Source organism: Mesorhizobium sp. LNHC229A00, from assembly GCF_000502415.1.
Lineage (GTDB): Bacteria > Pseudomonadota > Alphaproteobacteria > Rhizobiales > Rhizobiaceae > Mesorhizobium.
This window is the reverse complement of the sequence record NZ_AYWQ01000023.1, coordinates 1-25,988: the sequence shown is the minus strand read 5'-3', so window position 1 is coordinate 25,988 and position 25,988 is coordinate 1. Positions and strand designations below refer to the sequence as shown.

15 protein-coding genes and 5 pseudogenes are annotated in these 25,988 nt (G+C 57.8%); 9 read left to right on the top strand and 11 right to left on the bottom strand.

All coding sequences use genetic code 11. The features are described from left to right. Nucleotides 1-52: 52 nt before the first annotated feature. The gene (locus tag X742_RS143130; protein WP_023774884.1) at nucleotides 53-1,825 is read right to left on the bottom strand and encodes a CocE/NonD family hydrolase; all 1,773 of its coding nucleotides are present in this window, start codon (nucleotides 1,823-1,825) and stop codon (nucleotides 53-55) included. Nucleotides 1,826-3,082: 1,257 nt separating this feature from the next. Between X742_RS143130 and X742_RS143140 the strand changes: the two genes are divergently transcribed. From X742_RS143140 to X742_RS143155, 4 genes are all read left to right on the top strand, one after another. Then, nucleotides 3,083-4,684: an ABC transporter substrate-binding protein gene (locus X742_RS143140; RefSeq protein ID WP_023774882.1), complete on the top strand. Its 1,602-nt coding sequence runs from the start codon at nucleotides 3,083-3,085 to the stop codon at nucleotides 4,682-4,684. 296 nt (nucleotides 4,685-4,980) lie between these two features. Continuing rightward, on the top strand, nucleotides 4,981-5,973 hold the full coding sequence (locus X742_RS143145) for an ABC transporter permease (protein ID WP_245275632.1): 993 nt from the start codon (nucleotides 4,981-4,983) through the stop codon (nucleotides 5,971-5,973). Next, nucleotides 5,973-6,869, top strand: coding sequence for an ABC transporter permease (locus tag X742_RS143150; RefSeq protein ID WP_032925042.1), 897 nt, complete (start codon nucleotides 5,973-5,975; stop codon nucleotides 6,867-6,869). Before X742_RS143145 ends, X742_RS143150 begins: the two co-directional genes overlap by 1 nt. Continuing rightward, the gene (locus X742_RS143155; protein WP_023774879.1) at nucleotides 6,862-8,532 is read left to right on the top strand and encodes an ABC transporter ATP-binding protein; all 1,671 of its coding nucleotides are present in this window, start codon (nucleotides 6,862-6,864) and stop codon (nucleotides 8,530-8,532) included. The genes X742_RS143150 and X742_RS143155 overlap by 8 nt, the downstream gene beginning before the upstream one ends. Before the next feature lie 12 nt (nucleotides 8,533-8,544). On the opposite strand, the gene X742_RS143160 is transcribed toward X742_RS143155, so the two are convergent. From X742_RS143160 to X742_RS1000000174335, 9 genes and pseudogenes are all read right to left on the bottom strand, one after another. Further along, a complete protein-coding gene (locus X742_RS143160) occupies nucleotides 8,545-9,606 on the bottom strand; it encodes a C45 family peptidase (protein WP_023774878.1) in 1,062 nt (353 codons plus the stop codon). Nucleotides 9,607-9,786: 180 nt separating this feature from the next. Continuing rightward, nucleotides 9,787-11,093, bottom strand: a pseudogene (locus X742_RS01000000170720) (acetyl-CoA carboxylase biotin carboxylase subunit family protein). Between the two features lie 489 nt (nucleotides 11,094-11,582). After that, nucleotides 11,583-12,963: pseudogene (locus X742_RS01000000170715) on the bottom strand (acetyl-CoA carboxylase biotin carboxylase subunit family protein). Between the two features lie 119 nt (nucleotides 12,964-13,082). Continuing rightward, a pseudogene (locus X742_RS1000000176790) lies at nucleotides 13,083-13,218 on the bottom strand (aspartate 1-decarboxylase); the annotation flags it as partial. Between the two features lie 372 nt (nucleotides 13,219-13,590). Further along, nucleotides 13,591-14,367, bottom strand: coding sequence for a class I SAM-dependent methyltransferase (locus X742_RS143165; protein ID WP_023774873.1), 777 nt, complete (start codon nucleotides 14,365-14,367; stop codon nucleotides 13,591-13,593). 200 nt (nucleotides 14,368-14,567) lie between these two features. Further along, the gene (locus tag X742_RS1000000176110; RefSeq protein WP_245275631.1) at nucleotides 14,568-14,825 is read right to left on the bottom strand and encodes a LysR family transcriptional regulator; all 258 of its coding nucleotides are present in this window, start codon (nucleotides 14,823-14,825) and stop codon (nucleotides 14,568-14,570) included. Nucleotides 14,826-14,972: 147 nt separating this feature from the next. After that, nucleotides 14,973-15,914 carry a methyltransferase domain-containing protein gene (locus X742_RS01000000170710; RefSeq protein ID WP_051407753.1) on the bottom strand — a complete coding sequence of 314 codons (942 nt, stop codon included), beginning with the start codon at nucleotides 15,912-15,914 and terminating at the stop codon, nucleotides 14,973-14,975. A gap of 141 nt (nucleotides 15,915-16,055) precedes the next feature. Continuing rightward, the gene (locus X742_RS1000000173200) at nucleotides 16,056-18,728 is read right to left on the bottom strand and encodes a condensation domain-containing protein (protein WP_084569662.1); all 2,673 of its coding nucleotides are present in this window, start codon (nucleotides 18,726-18,728) and stop codon (nucleotides 16,056-16,058) included. A 143-nt stretch (nucleotides 18,729-18,871) separates the two neighbouring features. After that, a complete protein-coding gene (locus tag X742_RS1000000174335) occupies nucleotides 18,872-19,039 on the bottom strand; it encodes a hypothetical protein (protein ID WP_156939457.1) in 168 nt (55 codons plus the stop codon). 49 nt (nucleotides 19,040-19,088) lie between these two features. On the opposite strand from X742_RS1000000174335, the gene X742_RS1000000173195 reads away from it, so the two are divergent. The 5 genes and pseudogenes from X742_RS1000000173195 (at nucleotide 19,089) to X742_RS143180 (ending at nucleotide 25,719) form a co-directional block, all read left to right on the top strand. Then, entirely contained in the window at nucleotides 19,089-19,433 is a 345-nt protein-coding gene (locus X742_RS1000000173195) for a helix-turn-helix domain-containing protein (RefSeq protein ID WP_156939456.1), read from the top strand. A gap of 395 nt (nucleotides 19,434-19,828) precedes the next feature. After that, a pseudogene (locus X742_RS0138475) lies at nucleotides 19,829-19,930 on the top strand (transposase); the annotation flags it as partial. Between the two features lie 146 nt (nucleotides 19,931-20,076). Next, nucleotides 20,077-21,561: pseudogene (locus X742_RS1000000173185) on the top strand (ISL3 family transposase). A gap of 880 nt (nucleotides 21,562-22,441) precedes the next feature. Beyond that, nucleotides 22,442-23,527, top strand: coding sequence for an HlyD family efflux transporter periplasmic adaptor subunit (locus X742_RS143175; RefSeq protein WP_023774865.1), 1,086 nt, complete (start codon nucleotides 22,442-22,444; stop codon nucleotides 23,525-23,527). Between the two features lie 32 nt (nucleotides 23,528-23,559). Further along, a complete protein-coding gene (locus X742_RS143180; protein ID WP_023774864.1) occupies nucleotides 23,560-25,719 on the top strand; it encodes a peptidase domain-containing ABC transporter in 2,160 nt (719 codons plus the stop codon). Here X742_RS143180 and X742_RS0138460 read toward each other — a convergent pair. Then, on the bottom strand, nucleotides 25,716-25,988 hold a 273-nt coding region (locus tag X742_RS0138460; RefSeq protein ID WP_245275630.1), incomplete at its 5' end, for a type II toxin-antitoxin system prevent-host-death family antitoxin. The two genes, X742_RS143180 and X742_RS0138460, sit on opposite strands and share 4 nt — an antisense overlap.

The following is a 25,988-nucleotide window of genomic DNA, read 5'->3' as shown; positions in this document are numbered from 1 at the left end:
AGACCTCCCCCCATTCGGCAGATCCGTAGTTTGTAACGATTTGGGCTTCTGCTCAGGCCTCAATAACGGGCAGGTCGATCCAACAGCCTGCCTGGCCGTGGTGGAACTTGAGGGTCGGTGGCAGTCCATCGGCCGGCACAGTAGCAAATGTGGTTTTGTCGCTGCCGGCCAAAACGACCCTGAAGCGGTGACCCGCCGGAAGGAGCGCGGATATTGGATTTAGCGTGAAGGTGAGAATGGCGGCTTCACCGGGGATAAGGGGCTCGGCGTCGCGTCGGAGATAGCTGTGCTGCGGCCCGAGTGCCCGGAACGGTGAATCGATCCACACCTTCCGGTGCACAGCACGCAGTTGCCCTTCGGTAAGGTAAAGGGATACCCCGTCCGGCCGTACGGTTTCGAGATACACCAGAAATGCTCCGTCCTCACGTGTCGAGGTTACGTTCAAGTGGACGACGGGATGTCCAGTGACTTCAAGGTCACGCGTCAACGGCTCGCCGGTGTAGGCGAGACGAGCGGCGTCAAACTGCCGCCTGTCTTCATAATCCACCTGTCTGCAATCAATCTGGGTTGCCCATCGGCTCGTTTCAACATCACCAGCTGTACAGTCGACCTCAAGCTGGTCGAAGCCCGCCTCTCTGGGCGATGAGCTTAGGCGTGAGCCGCTTGTCATGTACCATCGCTGACGCGTGGCTGCGGGCGGCCAGGAACGGGTCGACTTCCACGCACCCTCGCCGAGCGTGTAGTAGTGGAGGACTTTCCCTTGCTGTTTGCCAGCCTCGCCGTTGAAGCAGAGGCCCGCAAACCTGACGTCATTTGCATACTGAGACGCGAAAGTTGGAACGATCGTCTCACCAGGGTCCCGGAGGGGATCATAGGCATGGTCGCCACCATGGTTCCAAGGGCCGATGATCAAGTTCATCGGATTTGACTGTCCCAGAAAGCGACGGATTGCACCTTGCGCCGTTCCACCATCAAACCAGCCCGCCAAGTTTTGGGTTGGGGTACGTGAGCGAGAGATCCGGTCTGCCACTTCCTGGGTGCTCCACTCGATCATAGAGTCTCCTCCCCAGGTGGTCGGACGATCATCCTTGAACGTGACCTGCTGGAATCCCTCGGAAATGGGCACCGCGCGCTCGTGATCACGCAGCGCCTCGGCAAGGTCGGCCTCGCCATCGGGTCCTACAGGACGAACCCCCGGCGAGCGCTGTCCGTTGGCCAGAATTTTCACATTCCGGTCGAGCTCCTTAACGTTGGCGGACCAGGTTTGCACGACAAAAAGGTTGGGCACTCCGCCAGGGAAAAAGCAATCCTCATAAGAATCATAGTCCGCAAACCTCGGTATAATGCCCTTCAGCGCTGGATGATTTCTCTCAGCCATCCAGTCGGCCGTGTTGGCGGTGTAGGACAGGCCGTAGCCTATTACCTGACCCGTGGACCAGGGCTGGGCGACGATCCAGTCCAGTATTTCGCTAAAATCGAGTGTTTCGGGGCGTGCACGGTGATACGGCCACTGGCCAAAAGAGGCACCGGTGCCGCGGGAATCTCCGACGATAACGGCATGACCACTTGGTACGAGGAGATCAGCCCACTGGTTGGACGACTCTCCTTTTGTGCCGCGCCAGTATCGTGTCATCACCAGAATGGTGTCGCGCTTGGTGTTGGCGTCGTCACCCAATGGACGAACGATATCCAACGCGATCCTTACGCCATCGCGCATAGTCACGTAAGTGGACTCCAGCGGGCCAACCTTATCCGATCTGGGAGCAGCACCATCGAGGTCATAGCTAAAGATCGAATGTGACATTTCCTGAGTCGAGATGCTCATGCAGTTCCCCTTATCGCGGCGTCGTTCCCGAATGCATCGAAATTATCGCGTCCGATCCTCAGGTGGCTCGTGCTGGCGATTGGGATGATTGGGGCCTAGCGCAGCATTTGCGTCCAACATTTTTTGGGCATGGATTAATCGCGAATGAGCAACAGTATGTCCCTTAGGCATTTTCGGGCGTTCGTCGCGATCGCGGAGGGCGGCTTGTATCCCACAGCGACCCGGTCCTTGAACATCGCTCATTCGGCTTTAGGCTGGACTGCGGCGCGGCGATAAGGATTGGGTATTTCCGCATATTTGGTGCAGGTTGCAGCATTCACGGACGGTGCGAATAAGTTGATAGAGCCGGAATCGCAGTCGACGCCGTGATTTGCCCGTGCTTCATGCCTTCTGCTCGCTGATTTCACCCGAGCTTCGATTGTCCAAATTCTGCCGCAGGCCGAGAGGGTGGTGGTGCTTGTGGCCCGGCGAAGGCGATAGCTTGTGCTGTCCATGTTGCGACCGCCGAACCCGCCGGACCACAGTCACTACATGCGCCGGTTGAGCGATCTGCCGTGGCAGGGGCGGCTTGCCGAAATCCGCCTTCACACAGGACGGTTTCGATGCGCCGATCCACATGCCCGCGCCGGATCTTCACCGAGAGGCTTCCCTGCGCGGTTCAACCGAAGGCTCGACGCATGGTTCGGCTCGCCGAAAGCAGCTGGCGATCGGCTTCGACGCCTATCGGTCGGCATCGACGATTGGGCCTGGCCCAAGGGCAGCGCTACGGAACGATCATCTGCGATCTTGAGCGTAATCGCGTCCTCGATCATTGCCGGATCGAAATGCCTACACGGTCGCATGCTGGAACGCCTTGGCATCGGGGTCGTCGCGCGCGATCATGCACTGCTGAGACTGCAAATGCCCGGGACATTGTTGCTCATACGCGATCACCCTATGCCCAAATAATATTAGACGCGCAATAGTTTTTGGACCACTCTTTTGAACCACTGCTTGAGAACTAGCGTTTCAAGTTTCCTTGCGGAAACGCAAAACCCTTACAAGTGCTCCCGCCTAGGAGGTGGCGGGGTCACCGGTACGGCGCTCATCACAAGGAGCGGGAGGTCTCGGAGGATTTACGAGAAAACGGCTGCGAGCTGCGCCTTCGCCAGGGGATGCGCACGCCTCTCGAGGGGGCCGGCAATCGAAACCGCACAGAGGCGCGGCACCGTTAAAAGCATCAAGACAACAACAAACAATGGCAATCGGGAGATTTCTATGCCTAAGGGGAATAAACGAACGGCCGGTTTCCAGTCCAGCCAGATTTCTCGCCGCGAATTCCTAGCTAGCGTGGCCGCCTCGGCCGCACTGGCTAGCGTCGGCTCCGTCCTGCTGAAGCCAGGGCATGCCAATGCGGCCGAACCGACTAAGGGCGGATTCATGAAATTCGGTGTGGGGGGTGGGTCCCAGAGCGACACGCTTGATCCGGCTACCTGGCCCAGTACATTCGCCCTTGCGGCGCTCGGCGGGTCGATGTGCAACAATTTGACTGAAATCCTCCCAGACGGCTCGGTGGTGCCAGATTTGGCCGAGAGCTTTGAACCTTCGGGGGGCGCCACTAAGTGGGTGTTCAAGATCCGCAAGGGCACTACTTTTCACAACGGCAAAAATGTCACCCCTGCGGACATTATCGCATCTATGCGACACCATATGGGCGAGGGTACCAACTCCGGTGCGAAGGCCATGCTGGCCCAGGTGGGTTCAGTCGAGGCCGATGGAAAGGACGGCGTTACCTTTGAACTGAAAAGCGGCGTCGCCGACTTCCCATACCTGCTCGCCGACTTTCACCTGCCGATCATGCCGGCAAAGGCCGAGGGCGGTCTGGACTGGACTGCGAAGGTCGGAACCGGTCCTTTCCTGCTTGAGCAATTCGAGCCTGGCGTAAGCGCGAAGCTAAAACGCAATCCGAACTACCACAAAGAAGGTAAGCCTTATCTAGACGAGGTCGAGTTCCTCGTCATCGCGGACGCCGTTGCCCTCACCAATGCACTTGTTACCGACGAGGTGCAGTTTATGGAAGGTGTCGATATCAAAACTCTCAACATGTTGAAACGCAATCCCGATATTGCAGTGCAGCTGGTACCCAGCGCAGGGCATGATTCCTTCGACATGAACACGCAGGTGGAGCCATTCAATAATAAAGATGTTCGCCTTGCCCTTAAGTACGCGATCAATCGAGACGAGATCTTAGAGAAGATTTTTTTCGGTACAGCGAAGCTTGGCAATGATAATCCGTTGGCGCTATCATTGCCATTTGCCATAGATCCGCAGCCGCAACATGCCTACAATATCGAAAAAGCGAAGGAGCACTTGAAAAAGGCGGGGTACGAGACACTGAAGATAGACCTGTCGGTGGCTCCGTCGGCTGCCACAGGGGCCGTGGAGGCCGCCTCCTTGTTCAAGGAGCAAGCCGCCAAGGCTGGCATCGAGATCAATATTGTACTTGAGGCCAACGACGGGTATTGGGACAAGGTGTGGCTAAAGAAACCGTTCGTTTCCGCCGAGTATTTCGGCCGCGCTACTGCAGATTGGCTCTTTACGCAATTTTATCAGACGGGCGCTGATTGGAATCCAACCCACTTCAGCAACAAGCGATTCGACGAGCTCTTGGTTGCAGCACGCGGCGAAACCGACCAAGCTAAACGCGGCGCCCAATACGCGGAAATGCAGCAAATTCTGCACGATGACGGCGGCGCGATTGTGTATGCTTTCCTAAACTACACCAACGCTGTCTCCAAAAAGGTTGGTTTTAACAAAGTCGGCGGTGTTTTTCCGCTGGACAATGGGCGTGCGTCTGAGCGCTGGTGGTTGATTGCATAGTTTGGAAATCGAACGATTGCGCGAGCGCCTGATTCTTCAGGCGCTCATCACCTTGGCGCGTTCTTCCTTGGAACTCGGCTCAATGCCGATTGTTAACACGCCACGTAACGGCATGCGATACAACGTCTTCGGCGGTGGCTCCGTAGGTCGTTGCAGATGCGTGCTACATCATTGGGCAAACGTCCAATCGCGGATATCGTTGCGGCCAACATCTGCCTGCCGGCCGAGATCGACGGCAACTATTGTACCGCATCTCAATGTCCTTGGGGATAGTGACTACTCGGAAGGCCGAAGAAATGATCCTCCGCAACTTAAAGATGGTACCGCCTCTTATCCGAACGATCATCTCTCGACTGCTCCTCGGCGTTTTGACGCTGGCGGCTGTCTCGGTCATCATTTTTTCGACCGTCAGCATGCTTCCAGGCAACTTTGCCACCGCGATTTTGGGTCAGTCCGCTACCCCGGAAACAGTTGCGGCTTTTAAGTCCCGCCTTGGCCTCGATCAACCCGTCGCGACCCGTTACTTCAGATGGGTCGGCGGCGTCCTCCACGGTGATCTCGGCGAATCCTTATCGTCCAGTCCAGGTGCACCTCGGTTCGTTGCCGACATTATTTCATCGCGCCTCCGCAACACATTCCTATTGGCTAGTGTGACCGCGCTCATTGCGGTTCCACTTTCGATCGTCCTCGGCGTCCTCTGTGCACTGTATCGGGGTGCCGCCTTCGACCGGGTGGTGAACGGAATTTCGCTAACAACGATCTCAATTCCAGAATTTCTTATAGCGTATATCCTACTCATTTTTGTCGCCGTGAGACTGCGCTGGCTGCCGACTTTATCCAACGTCAAGGACGGCATGGACGTCGCCGATTGGGTTTGGCGTATGACCTTACCTGTCTTGACCCTGACGATCGGGATTATTGCCCATATGATGCGCATGACCAGGTCGGCGATTATCGGCGTGTTATCCAGCCCCTATATCCACATGGCAAAATGCAAGGGTGCTTCCCCAGCACGAGTCATCCTGCGGCATGCGTTACCCAACGCTTGGGCCCCCATCGCCAATGTCGTGGCCGTAAATTTGGCTTATCTGGTGGTGGGCGTCGTGGTGGTGGAGACAGTCTTTGTCTATCCCGGGATAGGCCAGACAATGGTGGACGCAGTTCGCACGCGGGACTTACCGCTGGTGCAAGCGTGCGCACTTATATTTGCGAGCGCCTACATCCTCCTGAATCTCGTTGCGGACATTATCGCAATCTCCACGAATCCTAAGCTGCTCCACCCGAGGTGATGGATATCGTGAACACGCCCAATACGACCGATATCTCTTCGCGCGCCAAACTCACCTCAGGCAGGCGCAGTAGATTTAGCTATGCCCTCCGGAAAGCGCCCCTCAACGTGAAGCTCTGCTTCGCCATCGTCGCGGTTTACCTGTTCGCTGCCTTTTTCGCAGACCTGATTGCTCCTTTCGGCGAATCCGAACTGGTCTCCCGGGAACCATTCGCGCCGTGGAACGGCATAAATCTGCTTGGCACGGATCAGCTTGGTCGAGACGTTCTCAGCCGACTTATATATGGCGCGCGTAATTCCATTGGTATCGCCATCATAACGACGAGTATCGCTTTTTTGATGGGCGGCACGCTGGGCATCATCGCCGCGTTCTTCCGTGGTTGGGTGGACCAGGTGGTCTCACGCCTCATCGATATCCTCATGGCGATCCCTGGGTTGATCTTTGCACTGATGCTGCTGTCCGTTTTCGGAACATCGATCCAGAACCTGATCTTAATCATCGCAATTCTCGATTCAACCCGCGTTTTCCGACTCGCCCGCGCGTTGGCAATGGACGTTGCGGTGTCGGACTACGTGGAGTCTGCACAGGTTCGGGGGGAGAACCTGCTATGGATCATCACTCAGGAAATTCTGCCCAACATTCTCCCAATACTGGTGGCAGAATTCGGCCTGCGCTTTTGCTTTGTGCTGTTGACCACCTCTTCGCTGTCATTCCTCGGCCTTGGCGTCCCGCCACCGATGGCGGACTGGGGCTCCATGGTTCGCGAGAATGCTAGTTTGATCACCTACGGGGATATCACCCCATTGATCCCGGCGGGAGCCATCGCTCTGATTACCGTAGCCGTCAACTTCATAGTCGATTGGTATCTGCAGATCAGGGGTGGGTCCAATGGCTGAGGAGAACGCAACGATCGAGAGGGTTGAACCTTTGCCGAGCGGAACGGAACGCGGTCCCTTGCTACTCACGATTCGCAATCTCGTCATCAATGGTTTAGTCGACGATACCACTGTTCCAATTTTGCGTGGTATAGATCTTGACGTTCATCGCGGCGAGGTTATCGGCCTGATCGGTGAGTCCGGTGCCGGCAAATCGACGCTTGGGTTGGCGGGACTGGGGATCGTGAACGAAGGTTGCATAATCGTCGATGGAAGCATCACTTTCGACGGTATCGACCTCCGCAACTGCCCGGAATCGGTCAAACGGGATCTGCGCGGCGTCCGCGTGGCCTATGTAGCGCAGAGTGCCGCCGCATCCTTCAACCCTGCGCACAAGATGATCGATCAGGTGGTCGAAAGCTCTGAGATCCATAAGACAGAACCGCGAAAGCGAGCCGTTGAAAGAGCGGTGACCCTGTTCGGTGAGCTTGCCCTCCCCGACCCCGCTCGGATCGGCGAACGATATCCCCACCAGGTCTCTGGCGGCCAGTTGCAGCGCCTGATGACGGCGATGGCGATGAACTGCGGGCCGGACCTCATCATCTTCGACGAGCCGACGACAGCCCTCGACGTGACGACTCAGGTCGAGGTCCTTGGGGCCATTCGCAAAGTCGTCCAGCAGTTTGGAACGGCGGCCATATACATCAGCCATGACTTGGCACTCGTGTCGCAGATGGCCCACCGCATCGTGGTCCTGAAGGACGGTGTCAAGGTTGAGGAAGCCGAGACGCGGCGAATGCTTGCGTCGCCCGAGCACCCTTACACCAGAACTCTTTGGGCGGTACGGAGCCTCGAAAAATCGGCGGCCGTGGCGGCCGGGCCTATTCTCGATATTCGGCATATCAACGCGGCTTATGGGCACGTGCGGGTGCTGGAGGATGTCAGTTTCACGGTGCCGCGCGGTCACACAGTTGCGGTGGTCGGCGAATCCGGCTCAGGCAAGTCAACCTTGGCCCGAGTCGTTTGCGGGTTGCTGAGAGTTGAGCAAGGCGAGGTGGTGTTTGATGGCACTCGGCTTCCGCCGTTACGAAAAGAGCGCACTCGCGACATACTGCGCCGTATCCAACTGGTATATCAATCGGCTGACACCTCGATGAACCCCAGCCACACAGTGCGCACGTTGCTCTCGCGTCCACTGCAACTCTATTTCGGACTGAAGGGGTCGGCCGCCAATCAGCGCGTAAACGAACTACTCGACATGATCGAGATGAGCGGGGCTTATATTGATCGCTACCCTTCGGAGCTTTCCGGCGGGCAGAAGCAGCGCATCTCCATCGCGCGCGCGTTGGCGGCCAATCCTGATCTGATCGTTTGCGATGAAGTGACCTCGGCGCTCGATCAAGTGATACAAGAGGGCATCCTGAAGCTGTTGATGTCCCTCCAGAAGGAGCTGTCAGTCTCTTATCTCTTCATCACGCATGACCTTGCCACCGTGAAGGCGATTGCGGACGAGGTCGCAGTCATGCATCGTGGCCGAGTAGTTAGATTCGGCGAGAAGAATGCCGTTCTCTCGCCACCGTTCGATGACTATACGCAACTGCTGATGAGTTCGGTGCCACAGATGGACCCAGACTGGCTGGATGGCGTGATTCAGAAGCGTACCGGCGAAAGCACCCATGCATGAACGAATGCGTGACTAGACGACGCGCACCGTCCCGCTAAGAGCGTTGCGCTCCTCAGGCGTGGCGTGGACGCGCCATTCGACACGATCCGGGAAAAGCGCGAAGACGGCCGTGGCAAGGGTCTGGGCGTAATCGTCCCGCCGCCCATCCTCGCCGCGATAGATCGGGGTGGTCTCATCGAAGAGCACCACCTCCGCGCCCCTCGCGAGCGCGCCTTCCGCGATCATCCGGTCCGCCGCATCCTGCCGGTTGCGGGAAGAGAGGGTGATCGTCTGCTCCAGCCCGTCGAATTCCTCGAAGAGCAGGTGGTTGGCGTGGGCACGCGGCGAGGCGACCTCCCGAACGGCGCAGCCGGAGGCCGGCGCCTCGACAGAGGCAAGCCGGCGCGTCTTCGCCTCACCGAGATTGTGATGAAAACCGCTGGCTCGGTCCTTACGCTTAAGTACGTCGACTGCTTCGTCCAGACTTCTTGCATCGAGGATCGCGCGGCAGATGATCTGCCGCGGCACGCCCGGCTGAAGATCATGGGCGCTAATGTTGTTGACAGTCTGGACGAGCCCTGCCTCATTGGAGCCGAATGTGTGCCCCAGCAACTGGCCGGGGTACATGAAGCCGCTCCAGGCCGGGCCCTCATCGGGCTCGACCTCGGCCCAGAGACAGGCGCCGAGAATCTTGGCATCGCCGTCCTCGTTATGGGCAATTACTGCCGGGCCGTCACCTTCCCGTGGAATGAGGAGCGAGGTGCAGCCCGTGGCGGCAAGCGCTTTCGTTGCCGGGGAGACGTCCTCGGGAAGCTGCAGGTCGCCCCAGCAGTTCCAGAGGAAGACCGTTTCGAAATCCTGCCCGACACCCGCGGCGATCCCCTCGATCTCGCGTACAAAGCGGGGATAGGTCGCGCGAGCCGCGGATTCCAGCGTCTTCAGATAGTCCGATCCGCGCCAGCGCTTCTCCAGTGCACGATCTTGCGCGCTGCGCGGGGCTTGTTCGAGGAAGCCGGCGCTGGCTCGCCCGAGGGCTACGCCGATGGAGAAGGCGTCGCCCTCGGCGCGGACGCGGGAGATGGTATTTCTGGGCATACAGGGCCTCCTTTTTCTGTGAGTTTACACGACGCTAACGGGAGCGAGCCAGCGGCGAGTAAGGGGCATGCGGTCGCTATCCGCAGTTCCTGGCACGGCAAAAATTATCCTAATCGATCTGCTCTCTTTGTCCTCTTACCCGGCACCACCTGCGCTGGTGAACGAAAAAGGGGCCGCAGATCACTCCCGTTCGCCAGGGGTCGGAAATGGCGTAATCGACCAATCGATAAAGTCGACGGCGCGCTGAAGTATCGCCTTGGCCTGGCCTAGGCTGGCTGAAGCGGCGATGACATGTCCGATGCGGTCTCGGCAATCCCCGTTCCTGACGATCGGGGTCTTGGGTTCAACGTACAATTTGACCTCGGCGACACCCGGCATTGCAGCCGCCAGACTGTCGCCTTCGATCCAATCGAGGATGCCATCGCGATCAGGAACGAGAATCCGCGTGGCCGCAATGTGCGACTGACTTCTGCGCAAATCCCATTCCTCGCCGATGACAAGCTTGATGTGCTCGGTGACGAGATCGATACCGTAAGCCAGCCGGACCACCCGAGGAGTAATACCATCCGGAAGGCGCGGATTGACTTCAATGACGACTGGGCCACGCTTCGTCCACCGGAATTCGATGTTCGCTGGCCCCCAACCAAGGCCGAGAGCCCGCAGACAGCTCAGCGAAACATCTGCTATACGTATATGCTCGTCATCGGTCAGCGGGGCCGGAAAGATGCTGTCGCGAAAGACGAAATGTGGTCCGCAGTCGAACTCAGCGCCAGTAACCCCAATGACTGCGTTTCCCATTATCTCGGCTTCGTAGTATGGGCCTTGAGCGAATTCTTCGATCAGTACCCTCGGTGACGACCGCCATTTGTGCTTCCCGCCGAACAGATAGGTCGTATGATCGGCGACCTCATCTGCGTTGCGGCACAATCGGACACCGGTGCTACCATTGCCGACCGCTGGCTTAAGAACCACCGGCAAGCCGATTTCCGCGGCAGCGCTTTCCACCTCCGTCGCATCCGCTGCCAAGCGATAAGCAGGTTGCAGAACGCCGGCCTCCGCGAGGAACTGACGTTGAACGAACTTGTCGCAGCATCGTTCAATCGATGCGGGGTTCGGTCCCGGTAGATCGAAATGGCGGCAGAGCTTGCCGACTGTCGCATAGACCGACTCGCCGGGGCTCGCAAGCCCAGTAATGCCAGCTATGTCATAGATCGCACCTAGGCGGGAACATTCGGCGATCAGCGCATCGAGATTGTCTGTATCGACCCGGACTGCCTCAAGCCCTTCCGCCGCNATTCGGCGATCAGCGCATCGAGATTGTCTGTATCGACCCGGACTGCCTCAAGCCCTTCCGCCGCAAGATAGCCGTGCCGGGTTGGATCAGCCGACAGGGTAACTGGATGAAGCCCGAGACGTTGGGCCGCTTGGACGTAGAGGGGACCATTAGCACGTGACCCTTCAAGCAGGATGAGCGCTTTTCTTGCCATTGCTATGGACCCTCCGATGCGTGCGGTGCGGCGGTGTGAGCGAACGTCGAGCATCAGCTGGTTCAGCCGACTGTGACCTCAGACCTCCGGTGAAGGTACCATGCTCAGCGATCTGTGGTCGCAAAGAGACTGTAAACTTACTTGAAGCTATTGTTGCAACGTTTTCAATCTGCCGGAGCTATTGTCGTCGTGCGCCGGGCGACCTCGTGGCGTGAGCGTGCGCGATGGGACTCATGATGATGGAAAGGAGAACCATCGCATGGCGGCTTCACTCGCGTTACGGCCCGCTGGATTGCTCGGCCACCTTTAGCGATCCTTGGCACGAGGCTTCGATCCGTCCGCCCCGAGAGGTTTCACATAGATAGGCGGGATCAGCCGGACGTTATGGCCACACTTGATCTCACGAGCCCAAGACGCCCCACACAGGCCTCTATCGCAACCAGGACACAGTGACGTCACGTTGATTACCGCGTTACAGTTGAGAGACGATCACCTCTTACCTACTAGGTGAGAGGCCGCAGATTGCTCCCGTTCGTCAATGGCCGGAAATGGTGTGATTGACCAACCGATTAAGTCGACGGCACGCTGAAGTATCACCTTGGTCTCAGCGGGACTGGCTGAAGCGGCGATGACATGTCCGATAGTGTCTCGGTAATCGCCCTTCCTGACGATCGGCGTCTTGGGTTCAACATACAATTTGACCTCGGCGACACCTGGTATAGTAGCCACCAGACTGTCGCCATCGATCCAGTCGAGGATGCCATCGCGGTCAGGAACGAGGAAGCGCACGGTCGCGATGTGCGAATGCCTTCTGCGCAAATCCCATTCCTCGCCGATGACAAGCTTGATGTGCTCGGTGCCAAGATCGATACCGTAAGCCAGCTGAATCAGCCGAGGAGTGGTCCCGCCTGGAAGGCGCGGATTGACTTCAATGACGACTGGGCCACGCTTCGTCCACCGGAATTCAACGTGCGCCGGCCCCCAGCTAAGGCCGAGAGCCCGCAGACAGCTCAGCGACACACCTGCTATACGTTTATGCTCGTCATCGGTCAGCGGGGCCGGAAAGGTGAAATGACGATAGACGAAATGAGGTAGGGGACCGAACTCGGCAGCACAAATCCCAATGATCTCATTTCCCATTGTGTAAGCGCTATACTGGGGGCCCTGTGCGAATTCTTCGACCATTATCCTCGGCGAAGAGCGCCAAACGTGCTTCCCGCCCAATAAGTAGGTCGTGTGTTCGCCTAATTCATCAACATTGCGGCACAATCGGACACCGGTGCTACCGTTGCCGACCGCTGGTTTAACAACCACCGGCAGGCCGATATCTGCGGCAGAGCTTTCCACCTCCGTCGCATCCGCTGCCAAGCGATAAGCAGGTTGCGGAACGCCGGCCTCCGCGAGGAACTGACGTTGAACGAATTTGTCGCAGCATCGTTCAATTGATGCGGGGTTCGGTCCCGGTAGATCGAAATGGCGGCAGAGCTTGCCAACTGTCGCATAGACCGACTCGCCGGGGGTCACAAACCCAGTAACCGACTCGCCGGGGGTTACAAACCCAGTAATGCCAGCAATGTCATAGATCGCACCTAGGCGGGAACATTCGGCGATCAGCGCATCGAGATTGTCTGTATCGACCCGGACTGNCAATGTCATAGATCGCACCTAGGCGGGAACATTCGGCGATCAGCGCATCGAGATTGTCTGTATCGACCCGGACTGCCTCAAGCCCTTCCGCCGCAAGATAGCCGTACTGAGTTGGGTCAACCGACAGGGTAACTGGATGAAGCCCAAGACGCTGGGCCGCTTTCACGTATAGCAGACCGATACTCCTGTGCCCTTCAAGCAGGACGAGTGCTCTTCTTGTCATTGCTATTGCTCTCCTTGCGAGCTGTGCCGCGGTGCGCGCGTGAATCGGCGTCGGCCTTTTGCGTGCCTAGCGTCGTGCTTTGCGGTGAAGGTACCATGCTCATCGATTGCCGGCCGAGTATGGGTTTCCTGGTCGAACGTAACGATCCGCGGCTTCAGCGAGGTAATATGCGCTTCATGCAGGTAGACGGAGTTTGCTGACAATGATCTGGTCGTCGGGCTGGCAGGTGCGGGCCGGCGCCCCGTTGAGGCATCGACCCTATCTTGCCATGCGCGTCCTTGCCGCCTTCGGATGCCGGTGCCGCTTTGCCCCTGATCGGCAGTCGACGCTCGAACGTAGTTTTGGGACCCTGTGGCGAGGGCGCATTTCGTTACAGCCGAGCGCTGATCCCGTAGAGAAGCATGACCCCGCGAAGACGTTTCGCGCAGGCGAAGCGGAAGCTCGACAAGCGCGAGACTTCAACCTGTTGAATAAACAAGCGACGCTCGTCTTTAATCGCACGAAAAGGGCGGGCCACCGATCTCCGATCCGGGACATGACGTCTGATGTTCTTTAAGGGACCCGCAGATTCGCACTACCCGTCCGCGATCAAGCCTGTAGCAATATGCAATCGTCCAGACCGCCCTCTTACTTGTACGCGACGACGACGAGGCGCGGACCATAGGATGTAAACTCTCCGCCTTCCTGCCCATAGGCTTCAACAGAATCGAACCCCGCGCTCCGCAACATGCGAACGCATTCGGAAAACCCATATTGTCTGATAGAAATACGCATGCGTCTCACACAACCACCACGGACGACGATCCTATCGCAGTTTCGACGATCGGTCAGCGCGTCGTTGTTGACGATATCGATTCTTAGATCATTGTCGCGCTGCACGATGTCGTAGGTAGGCGACTGCTCGCGCAGCAAATAGAAGCGATTCATCAGATCGATGAGCAGGCGCCCGCCCTTTCGAAGTGAAGCAGCGGCTTCATGAAGGACCCTCTCATTATCAGCTTCATCGAAATAGCCAAACGTTGTGTACCACAGAAAGGCCGCGTCAAACCGATCTCGCCAAGGGAGTGAGCGCATATCCCCACGAATATACTCAACATCTACCCGGCGTTCAGCCGCATCCGCTTCGGCCTTTTTCAGCAAGATCGGCGAGATATCCAAGCCGGTTACCCGCGCTCCCTTTTCCGCCAACCGGTTGGTAATTCGCCCATAACCGCATCCGAGTTCAAGAACTGAGTTGCCGTGCCCAAGCGAAAGAAGCTTCCAAATTGCTTCTACTTCTCGATCACTTCTCTCTGGCGGATTGGCCAAATCGGCAAAATGCAAGTAATCTTCACTAAAATAGGTTTCAAGTTCAGATATCGAATGTTGAGTCATCTCGTTTATTATGTTATCGTCCGTGTTCAACGCAGGTCTCCTTTAGTTTATGCCAATCTCCTCTGCAGATAGGCTGTTCAACGTCCACAGTGTTGCATCCTACCGCGCCCATTCAAAGTGAAAGATTTGTTATTGTTTTTTACATTTGATAAATAGTCGGCCGCCGGTGGCCACGAAGCGTCACATGGGGAATTCCGGCGCGGCTCAGGACCTCGTCCCAGCCTGCCCAGTCAGGTTCGATCCATTCGACGTGCAGAAGTGGCAGTTCGGGAATAGTCGCGGCGTTTGCTGATTCTCACGACTTCCGACGCCCGTGCAAAGCTGCTTGCGAGCAACCTATAGAGTTCTTCACCAGCACTGGTAAGCACGACGTCAAAGCCAGGCCCTACAATCAGCCGAACGCCAAGTTCCCTCTCAATGGCTTTGATCTGCCGATGGATCTCTCCCGATGTCATTTCTAGCTCGGAAGCCGCAAGCTTGAACGACAAATGGCGTGCCGATGCCTCGAATACCTCAAGGGCGGTCAGGGACGGGATATCATAATGGAAATGGATAATTGAGCACTCCAATAGAGGGCTACGACAAGGCAGAGGAAGCAGGAGCCGGGGCCTTAATGGGGCCAACGATATAGTGTTTCACACCCGTCGACCGCTCCCTACCAAGGCATTGCGCGCTATGCGCGCTTCGAACTCACCGTGGGAGGTTTGTGTCACGACGAGCCCGAAATACTCATCAAGGAGGGCGAGCACGCGCTGCGTATGGTTCCGGAGCTGCTCCAGCCCGTACATCTTCACGACGTATTCGGCTAACAGGTGGAGAGCGCTCTCTTCGTCTCCTCCGTGGAAGACGAACGGGTCTGTGATTCGCTGCACAGTTACGTCATCAAACTGCGCGGCAGCGAACAGATCGAGCACCTCGCCCGCGGTAAAATGAGGATAGTCATGGGGGGTCACTGAATGAGTTGACACCACGTCAGCGAACCAGCGGGCAGTGGGGGAGCCCTCTTCAAAGTCATGAAGAACGAAGATGCCACCGGGCCGGAGAATTCGCGCAGCCGCCCGGACAGCAGTGGCGCGCTCAGCGCGCGGGATGTGGTGCGTGCCGTAAGCCATCAGCACACCATCCACCGATCCATCTTTTATCCAGAACGGATCGGTCGCGCCCTGCCAGGTCGCAAACAGACCATCTCGGATGCAACGGTCCACCATGAACTGTGAGACGTCAGAGTTGATGAAACTTGGGCAGCGCGCCTCACCCAAGAGTTGGTGCGCTACCTTGTTCACGTAGCCGTCACCGGCGAGAAGATCGCAGAAGATCAGTGATGAACACAGTCCGTCGCGACCATTGGGGTGCATTTTTCCCAGTAGATCCATCACGCCCTCCGATCGTGCCAGCAGGGAGAGTTGGATGCTATCGAGGTAATCCGAACCACGCCTTTCCGGGGTGAACTCGTTGCGCGACAGTTTGGCAAGGCAGTCGAATGACTCTCTAGCGATTCGGCGCTCGATGGCCTTGAAAGCCACCGGATCTATTTTTTCCAACTGGGAGAGATGCGAATCTATACTATTGGGAAACATAGGGTTCTCCATGGTGATCAGGTGCCGGCGGGTAGAGCGATAGAACCTGTTCTTGGTTGAGTTTACGGACACCGGCCTTGGAGAGACTGTTGCGGCCGTGGGAGCCTTGAGCGCCCCGTATTTCATGGGCGCCTTTGGATCTCATCCTTCGGGCAGATCGTCCAACCAGCAGGCGCCCTCAAGGTGCGGCCGGGAAAAGATCTCTCCGATCTTTTCGGGACTCTTGTTTTGATGATACCGCATATAGATACGGCCATCGGCTCCAAGATCGAGGACTTCGATCTTTCCTGTGTTATGGGACATGATGTATTTGAAGGTTTTTTGGATGCCGCTGAGGCGTTGGTTGGTGCCGCGAGCGATCTCTATTCCGCGGCGCAGTGAAACCTGAAAATGGGAAGCGCCTTTCACCGGTCTGGCCTGAAAGAGATAATACGGGCGGATACCCATTTGGTGACACTTGGCGAAGGTCGCTGCCAAGATCTCAGGATTATCGTTGACTTTCGCGAGAAGCACGGTTTGGTTCAGGAACTGCACGCCCTGAGCGCGCAAGGAGCGAACCTTGTGCTCCGCCTCAACGGAGATTTCGCCGATGTGGTCGAAGTGCGTGACGATCACAGCGGCTTTACCCGCTTCATCGATCCGTTTGAACAAAGCCGGTAACGCGGGATCCTCGAACCGTTTGGGCTGATAGGCTAGTGTTTTTGTACCGAATCGAATCGAATCCAGATGTCGGATTGGCAGCAGATGATCAAGCATCTTGTCGAGCTTGGCCGTGCTGAGTACCAGCGGATCGCCCCCTGTTATCAGCACGTTCGTAATCTCGGGATGGCCGCGAATATATTGCCCAATTTGCGCGAAATCAGCTGCGATTTCATCGGAATCCTTTCCGACGAGGCGTTTCCGAAGGCAATAGCGGCAATATGAGGCGCAACGGTCCGTTGCCATCACCAACCCGGTTTGGGCGTACTTGTGCTGAAAACCGGGAAAGACCGTGTTATCTAGCTCGCCGCTCGTGTCCAGGTTTCCGGGACTTTCGAACTCTTGGAATGAAGGCTCCACGATGTGCTTGAGTTGTTCGTAATAACCGCTATTGGTGATCTGGTCACGATAAGACTTTGTGACATGATAACGCATGATGCTACTGGCTTGCAGTTCACCATCGGTAACGACGCGCGGCCCCTCGATGAAATTCATCACCGTTGTGTCGGGCAGCGGAGCCGAGTTGGCGGGTGGTGCTTGAGGAGGGCAAACGAGAGGCGCCGCGGTCGCCCGCGCCATCAGCTCTCCATCGCTAAGGCACTGGTCCTTGTAGACAACCGCGATCGCGTTCGGGTCCGGCTCCGCCTGCGCCCCCAGCAGATCGTGAACCCAGCGGTCCTGGGGGGAGGCCTCTTCCGTCGGGTTCGATTCGACCGCAAATCGGCGTTTCTCCCCCGACAGAAACGGTACCGACCAGACTCGCTGCCCGGGGTCGGCCGCCATTTGGCTCAGGGCCTGCTGCAAATAGCTCACGAACCGCTCCACCGTGCTCCGCTCAAACAGAGACGTCGGATAGATCAGCCTTCCACAGATCGCCTCGCCGACCTGGGAAAGATTAAGCGCAAGATCATGTTGCGCGACACGATCGCCAACGTGTACATATTCAAGCTCGAGCCCCGGCAGTTCGACCGACTCCCCAGGATTGTTTTGCCATGTAAGTATAACCTCCGGTTTGTGGGGCGGATCGATGAGTTCCACCGCCTGCTCAAATGGCAGGTCCTGATCATCCTGCGCCCCAGGCGCGGCGGCATTCGCCCGTTCTAGCAATGTCTCCAGTGTCGGATTCCCCGACAGATCAATCCGCAACGCCAGGGTCCTGACGAAGCAGCCGATCAGCCCCTCGATCTCGGAGCGGGTGCGGTTGGCGCGAGGTGTGCCGATCACCATCTCGTTCTGACCCGACAGCCGCGCCAGTACCAGCGCCCAGCCCGCCAGCAGGGTCACGAACAGCGTCGTCCCATGACGCTGGCTCAGTTCCTTGAGCTGTGCACTCAGCCGCTCGTGCAACACGAACTCGACGTAACTGCCACTGTAGTCTCGCTGCGCCGGACGCGGCCGGTCTGTCGGCAGCTCCAGCACTTCTGGCGTGCTGTCCAGCATTCGGAGCCAGTATTCCGACTGCCGCTGCAGGAGTTCCTTTGCCAGCCGACCTCGCTGCCAAATCGCGTAGTCCGCATACTGCACCGGCAATGGCCTCAGCCGATCCGCGCGGCCTTCCCGGGCCGCGGCGTAGAGTTCGCTAAGCTCGCTGATCAGAACCTCCCGCGACCGGCCGTCCGAGACCATGCGGTGCATGATGATCAGCAGCATATGATCGTCCTCCGCCAAGCGCGCCAGTCGTGTACGGATCAGCGGCCCGGCTTCCAGGTCGAACGCCGCCTGCCCTTCAAAACGCATTAGCTCCGCGAGGGTCGCCTCCACATCCGCTACCGCCGTCAGATCGTCTCGTTTCAGCGGAAGGCCGATGTCCGCGGGCCCAATCGTTTGGAACGGCTCGCCGTCCTCCACCCCGAAGGTGGTGCGCAGCACCTCGTGACGCGCCACCAACCCGTCCAAGGCCGACTGGAGGGCCGCCTCGTCTAATTCGCCGCGAAGCCGAAGCCCCACATAGATGAGATCGGCCTTACTGCCGCCCTTCCGATGGGACAGGAACCAAAGCCGCTGCTGGGGAAGCGATAGTGGCAGCCGTGACGGACGCGGCAAAGCTTTATTCGGCGGGACCGCCCTCAATGCAGCGTCTGTCGCATTGATTTGGATTGTTCGAGCAAGTTTCATGTAGCCCTCCTCGGTCGGAGCATGCGACACCGCTATGGCAACGGCCCTGCACTGTGTCCAAGCAATCGGCGTGCCACCAAGGAGATTGTGAGAGCAGAGAGGCAAACCACGTATTTAAAGCCGCAACGACGGAATGCTGCACCTCATTGTGTCGGGTTCCGAACAGCGACGTCTTCAATCGGACACGGTGTCAGTTTCACAATCTCAGCCGGTACGCTATAGGCATAGGCAATGGACATGTCACCCGTCGTGGTGTCGGCGACCTCATGACCCGCATTGCGATTGGCGAGGCTGAGTTGCAGAATCTTCAAGAGCCACTACAGCTCCGTTGCTCCGGACGGTAGGCAGTTGAGGGTTAGCTTGCTGCCAATCATCGTCGATGGGAAGACGGTTGCTTATCTCGCCGTAAACTTTTCTACCGGGGACCTGCTTATGGCGCAAAGGGCGATTACCGAACTGACCCGGACAGAGCCGTATCCGAAAGAGATTCAGGAAACCTTTTTGCGAAGTTCTCTGCCCCTGGGGCAGATACTCGAGAACTTTCTTGAGGATTGCCATCGTCCAGCGCACCTTCTTGACCGTAAAGACCGCATTGAACTTGTGCGCCGTCTGCACGATCTGGGAGCGTTCCAAATGCGCGGGACAGTGCGAGAAATTGCCGGTCGAGCTTGGGATCAGCCGCGCCGCTGTCTACAACTATCTTAAGCTCGCGACTGGGGAAGCGGACACGTCGTAAGCCGAACCCAATTTCGTTCAAAGCGAGAATATAGAGGCATCTTCCAATGACACACAGGTTGGAGCCACTTCTGGCTCCACGTTCCATCGCCTTTGTTGGTGCGAGCCCTCGTGCGGGAACGCCGGGCAACGACATGTTGCACGGGTGAAATCTATCCAGTTAATCCAAAGTACGAGGAGATTGAGCAGTACCAATGCTGGCCCTCGATTGCTGCTCTGCCGAATCCGGTCGATCTAGCGGTTCTTTCAGTGGCCAATTCGCGACTTGAAGAGACTGTAAAGGGGGTCGTCAAGGCCAAGTGACCTGAGACCCTGAAGCTCCTCCAGTTTTTGGTAGAGTCTGTCCCACTCAAGGAGACGGACGAATGAAGCGTTCACGGTTCACGGAAGAACAAGTCATCGCGATTTTGAAGGAGCAGGAGCCGGGCATGAAGACCGCCGATGTCTGCCGCAAGCATGGGATCTCGGCGCACGACAATGTGCGCGACTCTGCCGTTCGCCTGTCAATGACCACGGAATCGGGACCCTGTTTGTTCGCGCAAAAGGGGCTCTGACTCACATTTGATGATTTTCGCTGCTGGCGTTGTGCTGTTTTCTGAGGGAAATCAGCACCATGGTGAGAAATTTGCGTTTGTCGTCGTTGATCCCGGTGGGATTAGCCGTCGAGGCCATCGCCGAGAGCGAAGGAGTGATTGCCGTTACCGCCCGCTCAGGGGCGCCAGCGCGACCTTGCCCTCTTTGCCGCAGAGTGTCGCACCGGATCCATAGCCGCTATCTTCGACGAGTTTCGGATCTTCCCTGTACCGGGATGAAGGTAGAGCTCCGCCTCGTCGCGCGGCGCTTCGTCTGCGATGCTACATTGTGCCGTCGACGAATCTTCGCTGAACGCTTTGACGACTGCGTTGTCGCCGAGCGATCCCGCCGGACCTCGCGATTGGAGTGTATCGTTCATCATCTTGGGCTGGCGCTCGGCGGCCGGCCGGCGGCCNGCGGCGACGGGCCTGTTTGCAAACAGATCCTCTCAAAGTTGTCGGCATTGATGATTGGGCCTTCCGTCGCGGCCATCGTTACGGCACGATCGTCTGTGATCTGGAGCGGCGGCGGATCGTGACACTGTTGCCTGATCGTGAGGTTGCCACCGTCGAGGCCTGGCTCGCCGACCATCCTCAGATCGAAACCGTCTCGCGCGACCGCGGCGGCGGTTACGGTGAAGCGACTGCGAAGGCGTTGCACGAAGCGGTTCAGGTCGCCGACCGCTGGCATCTCATGAAGAATGCGAGTGCGGCTTTCCTCGACGCCGTCCCGCGATGCGGACAATCCGAACTGCGATCGGCGCTACGACGGTCAATCCCGATCTGCTCACCTACGCAGAGAAGCGGCAATACGAAGGCTATCTGCGGCGCGAGGAGACAAATGCGGCAATCATGAAACTTGCCAGCGAAGACATCCCCATCAAGGATCGTGCGTCGCACCGGCCACAGCCGTAAGCTGGTCCGTCAGGTGGTCCGTGGCCAGCGGACCGATATTTTCCGCGCCCGCCAGAGTTCACTCGAAGTCTGGCTGCCCTTGCTGGAAGGGCAATGGAAATCTGGTTGCCACAATGCAAGCGAGCTTTGGCGACGGCTGAAGACAAAGGGCTTTCGGGGACGTCTGGGTGTCGTCAGCGAATGGGCAAGGCGACGACGACGCGCCGAACAGGCATCCGATCAGCAACTCCACAAGGTGCCATCAGCCAGAACGATCGCACGGTTAATGACGACGGCGCGCGATCAACTGAACAAAACCGACACTATGATGATCGCTGTCATCGAGGCGGGTGTGCCCATGCTGGTGGAAGCACGCAATCTGATCGCTGGTTTCCATTCCATGATCCGCAAGAAAGTCGCCCATGAGCTCGAGCCGTGGATCGTCGACGCCAGCAAAAGCCTCATTGCGTCTTTCGCCAATGGCATCATTCGCGACCGTGCTGCCGTCCGCGCCGCGATCACCGAGCCATGGTCCAACGGGCAGACGGAAGGACAGATCACCAAACTCAAGCTTGTAAAACGGCAGATGTACGGCCGACCTCCTCCAAGCACGTTTGATCGGTGCTGCCTGAAAGAAAATATCATCGAGAGTGCGTCAGACCCCTTATTCCACGCCGAAACACAATCAATCACTTCGCGAAAATGCTCGGAGAGGACCCCGAACTCCTGGAGGCGATCGTCTGTAACGGCGACAATCTGTGCTACGGCAGTCTCATCAGCGTTTACGACGGCACGGGCGCCCATGCGACCAATGACTGGAAACGATTTCCTCGAAGACTTCGTCTCAGAGCCAGACATCATCGCACGCATCAAAGCGAAATCTCCGCGGTAACAATCGGGCGCTTACACAAGACCACACTGCCGCAAGCTGCTCAGCGTGTTCCAGATGCTGTTCCTGACAGGCCGGTTCTCTCGGCAGAATGCTTGGCCGAAATATATCCTCCATGCAGGCAGAGCTCACCTACCCGCACTGGCCCCTACCAGTGTCGGGTTTGTCGAATCCGCGACACGGTGACGTCTGGCTGGCGTGCCGCCGCGCTCTCAGTGAAGCCATTGAATAACATCCAGAACAGTTTTCTGGGTCGCTTCCTGTGCAGTTGGCACGACTCTTGATGTTGGTTGTACGGCGGCAAAAGCCGCTAAATGGCAGACTGGTTCATCTTATTTGATCTCTAGGAAAGGAGATAGCAATGAAGGTCGATCTGTCAGACTATGGTGTGACTGAATTGGCTCCAGAAGAAGCATCCACAATTTCGGGCGGGTGGGCTTTTTTTGGGGCGATAGCTTTCGCGGTGGCGGGGTTAATTGGCGTTGTGGCTGCGACTATACTGGTAGCGGCGAGGCACTGGAAGAGACACGGTTAGAACATTAGTGTGCAAGCTAAATACCCTTTCACCTGAAATTGCCAGCTACACTGCAGAGAGCATTCTCTCCCGACGATCAGGACGATCTTTGATCATCTATCGGCTGATTTTGCTCTCTGTGGTTGCGACGTTGGTGTCGCTGCCACTCATCACCATAGCGATCTCGGTCCAAAGTGCCGGTATCATTCGCCCCACCGTCGAGAAGACGCCCCTGGTCGCACCCGTCTCCGGACGCATCTCCCGTATCCTTGCCGTTGAGAACGATCTGGTTGCCCAGGGGCAGGAGATTCTCGCCCTTGATGATGAGGTGGTTGAGGAAAAGCTCAGGGCGTATAAAGGCGATATTCGCGCTAAGAGTGATCTTGCCCGTGACCTCGAAACCCTGATCTCCTCCGGCACGAAGGCCAAGGACCCGATCCTCCTCCTGACCGAGTCCGCCAAGGCGGAGCGGGCGCATTTTCTCAACCTGCTGCGGGAGAACCAATATGCCAGCAGTAATGCCGCGGCGGAACTCGACCGCGCTAAGCGACTGCTCTCCGCTGCTGCGACGCCCGCAAAGGCCGTTGACGAGAAGGCTTTCGCCCTCCAGAACATTGAGGTTCAGGGGGAGATCCTTGCCCGGCGCAAATCCGCCGAATGGAACCAGCAGCTCTTCGACCTTACCCTGCGCCTCAAGGAACTCACGGCCGCCGTGCATCAGCTCGAGAAGGAACGGGATCTCACCCACATTCGGGCCTCCGTGTCAGGCGCACTCGAGCAATTCACCGGCCTGACCCCCGGCAGCTACATCCAGGCCGGGCAAACCGTTGCTTGGGTTTCGCCGGACGACGAACTGGTGGCGGAAATCTACGTCTCCCCCAAAGACATCGGCTTCGTGCGGGAGGGCCAGTCGGTGCGGCTCCAAGTGGATGCCTTCAACTACAATCAATGGGGTCTCATCGATGCGACAGTGCTCGGCGTAGCGCAGGACTTCACCCTCCACGAGATGAGCCCGGTCTTCAAGGTCCGCTGCGCACTCTCTCGCACCCATCTCGCACTCAAGAACGGGGTCATCGGTCATCTGAAGAAGGGCATGACCGTGCGGGCCCGCTTCCTCGTGGCAGAACGCACTCTTCTGCAACTCCTCTACAATGAGGCCGACGATTGGCTCAATCCCCTCCTGGCGGGCCACTAATCCTTCCCTATCCAAACAGCCAGCGAGCCGCCATGTCGAGCAAGGTTATCAAGTTCAAGCAGCACGACATCACCGATTGTGGAGCTGCCAGTCTTGCTTCTGTCGCAGCCTTCTATGGTCACAAGCTGCCATTGTCGCGCATCCGCCAGTATGCCTCGACCGACCGCTCCGGCACTACCGTACTGGGCCTCACGGAAGCGGCCCGGAAGCTGGGCTTTGTCGCCAAGGGAGTGAAGGGTGGCTTCGACAGCCTGTACAAGATCCCCAAGCCCGCTATCGCGCACGTCGTCGTCAAGGGGGTCCTTCACCACTTCGTCGTCATCCAGGCGATCGACGCGAGGTGGGTCACCGTCATGGACCCAGCCTATGGCGAAATCCGCAAGCTGCCGCACGAGGAATTCAAGACGCAATGGACTGGCGTCCTGGTGCTCCTGGTTCCGGCAGCCACCTTCAAGCGCCGCGACGAGACCATTACGCCGCTTGCCCGGTTCGCGCGTCTGCTTGCGCCACAAAAGGCGGTGATGGCCCAGGCTCTCGCCGGGGCGCTCGCGACGACGGTACTCGGGCTCTCGACGGCAATCTACGTCCAGAAGATCGTCGATCATGTGATCACAGCGGGCAACCGCAACCTGCTCAACCTGATGAGCCTCGTCATGCTGGTGATCCTGGTGGCGCAGATCCTGATCAATCTCCTCGGGAACCGGCTTATCCTGCAAACGGGGCAGAAGATCGATGTCCACTTGATCCTCGGCTACTACAAGCACATCCTAAACCTGCCCCAGAAGTTCTTCGACAGCATGCGCATGGGCGAAATCATCGCCCGGATGAACGACGCCGTGAAGATCAGGAGCTTCCTGAACGACGTCTCGATCAGCATATTTGTTGACGTGCTAATGATTCTATTTTCGTTCGGGCTGATGTGCATCTACTCGTGGAAGATCGCCTTGGTCGTGGCGGTCTCCATTCCGCTGTATCTCTTGGTCTATTGGACCATCAACCGGCTGAATAGGAAGCACCAGCGCGCGATTATGGAGGATGCCGCAAACCTGGAGGCGGAGCTGGTGGAATCCCTCGGAGCTGTCTCCACAATCAAGACCTCCGGCGTGGAGAGTTTCGCCAACTTCAAGATGGAGATCCGTTTCATCAAGATGCTGCACTCCGTCTACAGTTCCGGTCTCATCTCGATCTTCGGGGATAATGCCTCGACTTTCCTCTCGACCCTATTCACCATCGTGCTGATGTGGTTCGGAACGACGCTTGCCCTGGATCAAACCGTCACGCCCGGCGAGTTACTGTCCTGTTATACGTTACTCGGCTATGTCATCCGGCCGGTCGCCAATCTGATCCAGACTAATCGGATCGTTCAGGATGGCTTCATCGCAGCGGATCGCCTGTTTGAGATCTTCGACCTGGAGCAGGAGACAAGCGGCGGCGGCATCGATGCCACAAAGTCCGACCTTGGTGATATTCGCCTGGAGAACGTCACGTTCCGCCATGGTTCGCAGCCGGAGCTTTTCCACGATCTCAGCGTCATCTTCCGCCGGGGCGAGATGACGGCCGTGGTGGGGGAAAGCGGCTCGGGCAAGAGCACCCTTGCGGCGCTGCTGCAGAATGTCTACCCGCTTGAGGGCGGACGAATCCGGATCGGTCCCTTTGCCCTCCAGGATCTCTCAACGGTGTCCGTGCGCAAGGCTATCGCTGCTGTGCCGCAATCGGTCGATGTGTTCTCGGGCTCGGTGATCGGGAACATCGCCCTTGGCGAGTTCGAGCCGGACATCGAGAAGATCCTGCACATCTGCGATCAAATAGGGCTACGAGAGCTGATCGAGCGCTGGCCCGGCGGTCTCCAGACCTATTTGGGCGAGAATGGTGTACGCCTCTCCGGCGGCGAGAAGCAGCAGCTTGCGTTGGCTCGGGCTCTGTACCGGGATCCGGAGATCCTGATCCTCGACGAAGCGACCTCCTCTCTCGACTCGATAGCCGAGGGGTTTGTCCTGCGAATCATTGAAGATCTTCGTCGGGCCGGTAAGACCATAATCGTCATCGCTCATCGACTCAGCACCATTCGTAGGGCCGACAAGATCGTGGTCTTCGACAAGGGACAGCTTATTGAGGAGGGGAGGCATGCTGATCTGCTGGCAACAGAAGGTGCTTACGCACGCTTGTGGCGGGCGCAAACCGGATCCAGCTAACCACGACGGTGCCGTAGCGCATCGATCACCGCCAGCCATCGATCGAACTGCCCGGCGGTCAGGAGCAGAAATTTGCGCTTGCCGCGCTTTGTGATCTCGACAGACCCTCGGTATGCCGCCTCGACCACCTCGTCGGATTTGTTGCCGAGGTCGGTTAGAGCATAATCTGACCTGATGGAATCGCGAGGGATTCCCATCGGGGAGAATATCTGATTCATCATGTCGGCTGGGTATGGAGGCCAGCAGGCATGGTTAGAGCCATATCGGGG